The 9,092-nt window shown below is 65.0% G+C and carries 4 protein-coding genes; 1 reads left to right on the plus strand and 3 read right to left on the minus strand.

Features of this window, described 5'->3' with window-relative positions:
* Positions 1 to 27: 27 nt before the first annotated feature.
* Positions 28 to 3,705, plus strand: a complete 3,678-nt coding sequence (locus tag GXY33_08920) for a hypothetical protein (GenBank protein NLX05253.1) — start codon at positions 28 to 30, stop codon at positions 3,703 to 3,705.
* Positions 3,706 to 3,707: 2 nt separating this feature from the next.
* Here the strand turns inward: GXY33_08920 and GXY33_08925 are convergent, their stop codons facing one another.
* The 3 genes from GXY33_08925 to GXY33_08935 are packed head-to-tail and all read right to left on the minus strand — an operon-like array spanning position 3,708 to position 8,917.
* Positions 3,708 to 5,081: a sn-glycerol-1-phosphate dehydrogenase gene (locus GXY33_08925; GenBank protein ID NLX05254.1), complete on the minus strand. Its 1,374-nt coding sequence runs from the start codon at positions 5,079 to 5,081 to the stop codon at positions 3,708 to 3,710.
* A 39-nt stretch (positions 5,082 to 5,120) separates the two neighbouring features.
* Positions 5,121 to 6,650: a hypothetical protein gene (locus tag GXY33_08930; GenBank protein NLX05255.1), complete on the minus strand. Its 1,530-nt coding sequence runs from the start codon at positions 6,648 to 6,650 to the stop codon at positions 5,121 to 5,123.
* Positions 6,651 to 6,652: 2 nt separating this feature from the next.
* Positions 6,653 to 8,917, minus strand: a complete 2,265-nt coding sequence (locus tag GXY33_08935) for a S41 family peptidase (protein NLX05256.1) — start codon at positions 8,915 to 8,917, stop codon at positions 6,653 to 6,655.
* Between the last annotated feature and the right edge of the window lie 175 nt (positions 8,918 to 9,092).

A 9,092-nucleotide genomic window follows, 5' to 3' on the forward strand; every position in this document is an offset into this window, starting at 1 on the left:
CCCTCTGTCAACCTGCAAGGAGTTACCATGCGAGTAAACGCTCTCCTGGCAACCGCGGCCCTGTTCGTGTTGATCTGCACGCTCCAATCGCCCGCCCCGATCTACGAGGCCCCGGAACTCACGACCTTCGTCGATCTTCGCTCAGCCGCCAATGCCGGACTGGCCGACGACCAGCTTGGCGACCGCAAGGGCGGCTGGACCGACCAGGGCAACAACGACATGGCGTGGCTCCCGGTCGGCGTCCGCGAATTCGCCGGCGTGCCCTTCGACGTGATCGATCCGAACGCCAACGGCGGCCGGGCGTGCATCATGCTCATGGGCCGCGAAGTCGCCCACTATCCCAGAGAGAGCCAGTGGATCAAGGTCGGCCGGCAGTTCGAATACCTCTATCTGCTGCACGGCGTCGCCTGGGTGGACCGAAACGACAAGCAGCCGTACGCCCACGTGGAGATCCAGTACGATGACGACCGGACGGTGCAAGTCCCGCTGCGGATCGACCAGGAGGCCAACGACTGGCACCTGGCCAAACCGGCCCCGAACGGCCCGCTGGCCTGGATCGGCCGCAACGACACCCAGAGCCCGCTGGGCTTGCACCTGCTGGAGTGGAAGAACCCGAACCCGGAGAAGTTCGTCTCCGCCATACGGTTCACCTCGCAAGCCCGTCTGCCCGTGCCCGGTTTCATCGCGGTGACCGTGGCCTCACAGAAGCTGGAAATCAAAGGCCCCAACCGCGAGCTTCGGCGAGACCCGATCGAGTCCATCCTGGTCCAGTATCGCGCGCGAATGCCGCTGGCGGCGAGGTTCGGCCCAGCCGCCGAGCAAACGGTGACGGTTCATCGTTCCCTGCCCGAGCAGGCCCAGCGGCTGCGGTCGCTGCGGGTGGACCTGCGGCTTGTTAAAACGCAAGGGTCCGCAGCGGTGACGATAGGCGGGCAGACGATCGAAAAACAAATCGGCCGCGAGGATTGGGTGACATCGTTTGCCTTCGACCACCCCAAGGCAATCGACTACGTCAAGAATAACCTCAGCGACTTTGCGATCGACGTAAAACTCAGCGGCGAGGCGGCCCTCGGCCGATACGACTTCGACACGTCGCCCAACGTGCTCTGGACGGTAGGGGGCGAAGACCTCGCGCCATCTCACAGCCTCTACGGCATAACGTTCACCGCCTTCTTCAACACCGCCGATCCCGACCTGGCGCGATGGAAGGTCCTGGAACTGCCCCGTCCGCCTCGCGAGAACCCGGCGACGGTGACCGACGAGGCGACTACAGAACCGCTGGCCGCCCCGCCGGCCGAACCGCGGGCCTCGCTGTGCCTCAACGGCCTCTGGCAACTGGCCTCCGCGCCGCCCGATGCGACGCCGCAGACCTACGCCGCCACGGCCCGAGTGCCCGGCGTCTGGCAGATGTCCGAAGGACTGGCTGAAAAGGACGCCGAAACCCACTCGATGTGGTACCGGACGAGTTTCCTCGTGCCCGCGACGTTCGCCGCCGACAACCGCGTCATCCTCGATTTCGGCCAGGTGGCCTACAGGGCGACGGTCTACCTCAACGGCCAAAAGATCGGCGAGCATCTCGGCGACATCGACGATTTCCACTTCGACGTCACCGATGCCGTGAAACGCGACGCCGACAATGATCTGGTCGTCTGCGTCGAGGACCACCACAACCACTTCAAACCGGTGGAGAAACGCCTGACCCTCGATCCGGGTTGGATGCGCTCGCAGGAAGGCCACGCCTGGCTCTACACGATGCCGCACTCCTGCGGCGGAACCGACAAAGGATCGGGCAGCACCATGGAGGTCTTCGAGGACGGCAAGCCCCTGGGACCCGCCCACACGGGGCACCAGGAAATCCGCGAACACGGCGGCGGACGGTTCAGCCACGTCGGAGGAGATCCCGAAACCCTCTACCTCTCGACCAGCGACAACACCGACCCGCGATCCAACGGCCGAACCTACGAAATCCGCTACCAGAAGTACGTTCCCGACCGCGTCACCCAGCGGCTGGATCACCACCCCGACAGCACCACGATGGAATTCTGGTCGGGCATCCTCGGCGACGTCTATCTGCGGTCGGTCCCGGCGCGGGCCATCGCCGACGTGTTCGTGACCACCAGCGTCCGGAACGGAACCATCGCCGTTCAGGCCGAACTGGCCGGTTCGCCGGACGGAACGCTCACGCACGAAGTCTGGGAAGGGGGGCAAAAGGTGCTCGATCTGCCCTCCACCCAGGTCGAAGCGAATCAGGAGCCGATCACCGTCCGCCAGAAGTGGACCGACCCGCATCGCTGGGATATCGACGACCCGCACCTCTACCAGCTTCGCACCGAATGGCGCGACGCCGACGGCACGCTGCTGGACCGGCGATGGACGCCTTTCGGCTTCCGCGAGTTGTGGATCGCCGGTACGGACTTCGTCTTCAACGGCCGCAAAATCCGCCTCCAGGGCACCAGCCCCAGCATCCCCCACTACACCACGCCCATGCACCATCGCCTCAAGTGGCTCAACCAGATGCAGATCTACCGATATATGAACGCCAACCACATCCGGCTGCATCTCGCTGGAATGAACTGCCCGTCGTTCGTCGAGGCGACCGACGCGATGGGGCTCCTGGCCACCCTCGAAGCCCCGTTCGTGCCGTGGGACTGGGTCTGGGATGAGCAGAACCAGGAAGTCAACTACGAGCGGCTCGAACCCGTCGTCGACCAGTATCACCGCTGGGCCCGCCGATTCCGAAACCATCCGTCGCTGATCTTCTACAGCCTGCACAACGAGTTCTGGGCCCGAATGGTCGATGATCCCAAACAGATCGAAAACCTCACCAAGCAGACCGAGGCCCTGCGCGTGCTGAACGAAGCCGTCATGGCCGAAGACCCGTCGCGGCTCACCCAACTCCATGGCTCCGAAGGCTGCAAACAGCACGGCTACCCGTGGCTGAAAGTAACCAACATGCACTACCAATGGAAAGACGAGGACACCCGAAACTGGCAGGAGAAGGTCAATCACCGCCCGTTGATCATCGGCGAGATCGCCTTCGAAGGCACCTGGTCGTTCTTCAACAGCGGCCTGGCCTATCGGCGCAATGACCCGCCGGTCCTGCACGATTTCTACTGGGAAAAAATCCACGCGGTCAGCAAACGCATCGCCACCTACATCGACCTGTACCGCGCCCGCGACATCTCGGGCATCATGCCCTACGCGATCCTCCAGTGGGCGACGGACGCGGACGATCCGCGCGGTCTGGGCCACGATCCAGCCGCCCTGAAGTGGCCCGCCCTCTCCGGCCCCGGTCCCAAAGGCATCTCGGCCTCGCTTCAGTATCTGGACTACATCAACTGGTTTGACTCGCGATACCCCAAAGCCCCGCAGAGCTTCGCCACCGATACCGTCATGGACCATTTCGAATCCCAGCCGCTCCCGCCCTTCGGCGGGCAGCCGGAGATCATCGTCCTGGTCAAAGACGCCGGCAATCCCCTGGCCAACGTCCCCGTCGTGCTGTACCCCGCCGAGGACCAGGGCGCCGAAGGCCTCGGCAGCGTCACCGATCCGGAAGGCAAGGCGTGGATCGTCGTGCCCGAATACGGACGCTACCACGCCGTGCTCTCGCTGCCGAATCGGGCGGTGACATTGGACGTGGCGGTTGAACCGGCGCGGGAGTTCTCAGCGGTCAAGACGGTGGTGGCGGACGTCGGCGGCGGGTAAGCCTAGCGCAACACGCCGCTGCGATCCAAAACCTCGTCGGCCAAGGACGCCAGCAAACCCAGGTCGCCGGCCAGATGGAGCACCGTGTAACGGTCGCGCACGTCGCGAGCCAGCAGGTACGCCTTGCGCACCAGCGCCGGATCGATTTCAAGCTGCGAGGCCCGTGTCGGCGTCCCCGCCGCCTCATACGCCTCGCGAATCGTTCCCGCCGGCAGCACGCTGTCCCTGGCCTGCTGGACGAACTGCGGCCACGCCCGCCGGATCGTCTCCAGGTGGGCCCGATACTGGGCCTTCGTCTTCTGCTGCTTCCGCGCCTCCGGCATCACGATCTCGGCCAGTTCGCCGTGATCGCAGCGGACCTGCTCGCTTCGCTGCGGCCACTCCGGATACCGCTCGACCAACCCGTCAACGTCCAAGCCGTCAAGGTCCGCCTCCAGCAGCCTCTCGTAGAGCGACGAGGCGATCAGCGTGCCCAACGCCACCTGCTCGCCGTGCATCGGCGGCTGATAGTTCCGGAAGTGGGCCACCATCTCCATGTAGTGGCTGATCAGGTGCTCGCCGCCCGAGGCCGGAGCCGTCACGCCCGCCGAGTCCATCGCGAACGCGCCGGCGATCAGGCCCGCGATCAGCACCTCAATCGACTCCGGATCGCGCCGACCGACGCCCGACGCCAGCCGAATCGCCCGCTGACCCGCCCGACGGACCATCTCCACGGGAATCGGCGTATACCCGGTCCCGGTCACCAGATGGGCCAGATACCAGTCGGTATTCGACGTGTTCTTCGCCAGCAAATCGCCGAACCCGGACTGGGACAACCGCACCGGCGCCGCCGTCAGCACGTCCAGGTCCGCCACGATCACATCCGTCCGGGCGCTCGGCTTGATGATCTTGACGCCCTTCTCGATGAACGAGCTGATGGGCGATCCGTACCCGTTGACCGACGCCGCCGTCGCCACCGCCGCGTACCGCACGCCGCGCTCCAGCACGAGCAGCCGCGTCAGATCGTTGATCACCCCCGACCCGACGCCGACAAACAGCTCCGCCTCCTCCCAGACGCCCTCACGGGCCTGGTCGAGATAGATATCATCGGCCCCGATGTAGCCGTCGTGAGCACGAAGGATGCTCTGCCGCACCTCGATACCCGCCGCCTCAAGCACCCGCCGGGTCTGCTCGCCCGCCGCGGCAAACGTGTTCTCATCCGCCAGAATCCACGCCCGACGCCCCAGACCGAGTTCCTCAATCGCACCGGGCAGCTTCTCGATCGCCCCGCGCTCCAGAATCACCCGCCGCGTGCTGACACTGTGCTGCTGACCGGACGCCGAGGTGAACCGCCAGCCGGCCAATGCCTGAACCGTCTCCGGAATCCGCGTTGTCATCCGGCTCGCCTCCTGATATTCCCGCCAGACCGGTGCCGACTATGGGCTTACCGTCTTGGGCCCGCCGGCCGGCTGCGTCGTCGTCGCCTGAGGCCTGTCCATGGCCGGACAGGCAATCTTCTCGCGATACTCGTTCTCGTTGCCGCGATACTTCGGGCTGCGATGCTCGATGTGGCAGCGCGAACAGTGCCACGTCTGCACCATGTTGTACGCCCGCGGACGCTTGGGCTTCTGCATCGGGTGCCAGCGCAGATCCACCCGGTGGCACATCTGACAGCCGACGTCCTTGAGCTCCGGCGTCTCGGCCGGTGAAACAAACCCGCTCGCCTCGGTGAAACCCGTCGAGTGGCACGCCCAGCAGGCCGGATCGTCGTCCCGGCACTCCTTGACCAGCGTCGCAAAGGCGTGCGCGTGATCGGTCTTGGCCCACAACTCGTACTGCGCGGGGTGGCAGCCCTGGCAACTCGCGGACGAGGTGTACGCAAAGTCCTTCCGGCTCTCCCTGGACCCAGCCGGGATCAGCCGCGGAATCAACACCTGACGCGAACTGAACTTGTAAGAATCGTAGATCTCCAGCATCCGCGGATTCTCGCGTATGTCCTTGGCCAGTTCGAACATCTCGCTCGAAGCCAGCTTCGGACCCGTCAGCGGGAAACTCAGGCAGGCCAGCCCGATCTTGCGGTCGTTCTCCCATGAGGAGGTGGCCAGAACAGCCTGCGGCGCGATGCCCTCGAACGGCTTGGCCGGCTGGCTCTCAGCCCGCTTCTTGTCGCTGAAACTCAGGAAACCGGGATTGTCGATCCAGACATCCACCCCGCCCAACTTCCCAGCCAGGCCGTCGCGCTCCGAAGCCGGAATGTGTGAAAGCAGGATAATCAGGTCGCTCGCCGGCCGAAGCGCCGCGGTCAGCCGGGCGACCGCCGACGCCGGATCCTCGACGACCATCTCAGCCCGCCGGCGCTTCAGGTGCGGACTGCTCTCGAAGTGGGACGCACCGACCACGCCGATCACCGCGATCTTCCGCCCCGCCCGCTCGATCCGCACCACCTCGGGAACGCCCGGCCCGTCCTTGGGCTTGACGTTGCTCAGGACAAACGGCAGGCTCTGCTTTTCGCCGATGCGGCGAACTTCGCCAAACCCCGTCGTCAGCTCCTCGGGACCCACCAGAATCGCGTCGTAGCCCAGCTCGTGGTAGGCCTGTCCCAGGTGGTCGAGCGCCACGGTGGGACTGGGCGAGGCGCCCGCGATCAGATCGCCGGCGTCCAAAGCCACGAGGTTCGGGTTGATCTTGCGAAACTCCTCGAACACCGTCGCCCGCCGGCTCAAGCCCCCTTCGTACTGCCCGCCGCACCCGCACGGCTCGAAGTTGTTCCGGCTCGAGGCGCTGTAGATCAGCACCAACTGGGCCGAACGCAACTGCTCGGCCCGCCGGTCCATCTCGGCGCTCCGGGTGGTGGACAGGGTTCTGAACTCATCGTTGCCGACGCAACTGGCCAGAAAGCCGCCGGCCGCGACGACGATGGAACCGACCAGGACCGACCAGAGCACGCGGGATTTCGTGTGGGCCATGCCTACTCCTCTGTGACTACCGGGGCGGTGGACTTCGGACCGATCGCCGACACCGGCGACCGGGCGATCCCCTGGAGCTTCTCCTCCTGCAATACCGGCTTCCAGGGCAGCTCCGTCGCCAGTCGCGTCTTCATCACCAACAGGGCCGTCTCCAACTGCGGATCGACCCGCGGATACTCCTTCTTGGCCGGCTGCGTGCTCGCCTCTGCCGGCGCGGTGCTCGTCGTCGTGGTCACGGACCCCTCGCCCTCGGCCTCGTCCGCATCGGTCGCGCCCTGCTCCTCGTCCGCCGCGGACGCGCCGTTGGCCTCCTTGTGATTCTGGATGACCTCAGCGTCCCGCTGGAGCTCCATCACGTCGCGAAGCTCCTCGGGACTCAAGGCCACCTCGATGTTCGGATCGACGCCCCATTCCTTCGCGTCGTCCCGCCGGTGCAGGCAGATCCCGCTCGGCAGGTAGTAGTAGGCCGTGGTCAGCTTCAACCGGCTCGCCCCGTTGGCCAGGCGGATCACGTTCTGCACGCTCCCCTTGCCGTAACTCCGCTCGCCGATCACCATCGCCCGCCCGTGGTCCCGCAACGCCCCGCAGACGATCTCCGAACCGCTCGCGCTGATGTTGTTGATCAGCACCACCAGCGGAAGGTCGAACTGCGGACCGTCCGTCTCCGCTTTGCCCTCGTACGAGTCCACCGCCCGACCCTTGGTCGAAACGATCACGCCGTCCTCCAGAAAGATATCCGCCGTGTCCACCGCGGCCCGCAGCGTCCCGCCCGGATTGAACCGCAGATCCACGATCAACCCGCGGGCCCCGCTCGACTCAATCTGCCGGATCGCCTCGTGCAGGTCCTCCACCGTCGACTCCGTGAAACTCGTGATCCGCAGGTACGCGATCTTGTCCTCCGGGTCGATCAAGTAGTCCCACGCGTCGTCCGTCTCCAGCTTGGCCCCTTTGACCGTGTGGATGATGATGGTGTCCCGCATGATCGGAATGTCCACCGGATCGTCCGCCCACGAGTGCAAAATCCCGAGCCGCACGATCGTGCCCTTCGGACCCGTGATCTTGCGGACCGCCTGGTCGATCGTGATCCCGTCGGTGCTCTCGCCGTCGATGCTGGTGATGAACGCCCCAGGCTCGATCCCCGCCTTGTACGCCGGAGTCCCGAATATCGGCGTGATCACCTTCAGCTTGTTCTTGTCCATCGTGATCTGGATCCCCACCCCGCTGAACTTGCCCAGCGTGTGCTTCTGGAAGTCGTCCATCTCGTACGGCCAGATCACCCCGCTGAACTGGTCCAGCTTGAACATCGCCCCGTCCACAAACTCCCGGGTCACCAGATTCTCCGGAAGCTCCAGCGTCTCCTGGTTGATCATCATGAACTTGACGAACGCACGCATCAGGTCCGTCTCCGAAAAACTCTCCTGCTTCTCCGCCTTCACCTGCTCGATCAACCCCGCCACCCGCTCGTTGTACGCCCCGACCTTCTCCGAATCCGCCAGAACCGGAAAGTTCTCCTTGAGCTTCTCGATCTGCGTGAACAGGGCCAAGGACTCCAAACCGCCCAGCGTCAGCTTGCGCAGATCGGGATCGTCCACGTAGTAGTTCTCCACGTGGTAGCTGATCTCAGCCAGCACGTCCATCTTGATCCCCTTGACCTGCTCCTGCCAGTCCTCCCCCGACTCGTAAAGACTCTCGATCCGCGCCCGCGTGGCGCACTCCTTCGTCTTGTCCTCGTACTGCTTCTCGTCCTCGTAGATCGTCGACAGCTCCCCGTAGATATTCCCCGCCTTGAGCCACTCGTGATCCGCCAGGTACTGCTCAGCCTTCAGCAACGCCTCCGCCACCACCTGCTTGACCCACTCCTGCTGCCCGAACTGCTGCTCGTCCTCGGCGTAGAACTTCGCCTTCCGCACCCCGCTCAGCGCCTTCTCCACCTCGCCCGCCGCCAGTTCCTTCCGGGCCTCCTCCACCGCCTCGCCGTAGCTGGCCCCCTTGCGCTCCCGGCGCGTCGCCTCGAGCTCCGCATACCTCTCCAGCAGCGGCTCGAGACCCTTCACGTCCTCGCCCACCACCTCCGCCGGCCGGTTCGATAGAAAGTCGCAGGCCTCCTGCAGGCGGCCCTCGTAGATCAGGTTCACAAACTGCTCGCGATCCGACAACTCCGCCCGCGCGGCGCCCACCGCGACCAGCACGACCCAAAGCGCCATCATCGCCGACAGCATCCACCGCCGAACGCCGCGCGATCGGCCCATCATGATGTTCAACGTCATAATCACATCCTTGAGAAAACCGGACACTCCAACGCGGGCCGACGCCTCCGTGTCCCGCCGCGCCCGCAAGGCTTCAATAAAAGAAACTAATTATAGCTCCCGTTGCGCAGCGACTCCAACCATTTTGACCGCCTGCACGCCCATGCCGCTCTGGATTCTACGTCCAACCGCCCCA

The organism is Phycisphaerae bacterium, from assembly GCA_012729815.1.
Taxonomy (GTDB): domain Bacteria; phylum Planctomycetota; class Phycisphaerae; order JAAYCJ01; family JAAYCJ01; genus JAAYCJ01.

Excerpts from the sequence above, each read along its gene's own strand:
- GXY33_08935 (NLX05256.1), bottom strand. The coding sequence starts at position 8,917 with ATGACGTTGAACATCATGATGGGCCGATCGCGCGGCGTTCGGCGGTGG.
- GXY33_08920 (NLX05253.1), top strand. The coding sequence starts at position 28 with ATGCGAGTAAACGCTCTCCTGGCAACCGCGGCCCTGTTCGTGTTGATC.
- GXY33_08930 (NLX05255.1), bottom strand. The coding sequence starts at position 6,650 with ATGGCCCACACGAAATCCCGCGTGCTCTGGTCGGTCCTGGTCGGTTCC.
- GXY33_08925 (NLX05254.1), bottom strand. The coding sequence starts at position 5,081 with ATGACAACGCGGATTCCGGAGACGGTTCAGGCATTGGCCGGCTGGCGG.